General features: G+C 35.9%; 1 protein-coding gene. It reads right to left on the reverse strand.

Annotated features, from left to right (window positions below):
* On the reverse strand, positions 1–276 hold a 276-nt coding region (locus ACFINC_RS10160), incomplete at both ends, for a helix-turn-helix domain-containing protein (RefSeq protein WP_375617135.1).

The raw sequence follows: 276 nt of genomic DNA on the forward strand, positions 1-276 counted from the left end.
ATTCCTCTTTGCTCGAGGCGATTTCATCATAATGGTACGGGGTGTTGTCTTTTTTGATGATATCAGTGTAAAAAAAGGCAAGTGGAACATTCAAAATATCGGAAATTTCCTTTAAACGCCCTGCACTCATACGGTTTAAGCCTTTTTCATATTTCTGGATTTGTTGGAAGCTCACACCTAAATGTTGACCTAATGTCTTTTGAGACATCTTCAGCATTTTTCGCCTAAAGCGAATTCTTTTGCCAACAAAAAGATCAAGTTTAAGATTTTGATTTT

This window comes from Bartonella sp. AP58NXGY, assembly GCF_042195785.1.
GTDB lineage: Bacteria > Pseudomonadota > Alphaproteobacteria > Rhizobiales > Rhizobiaceae > Bartonella.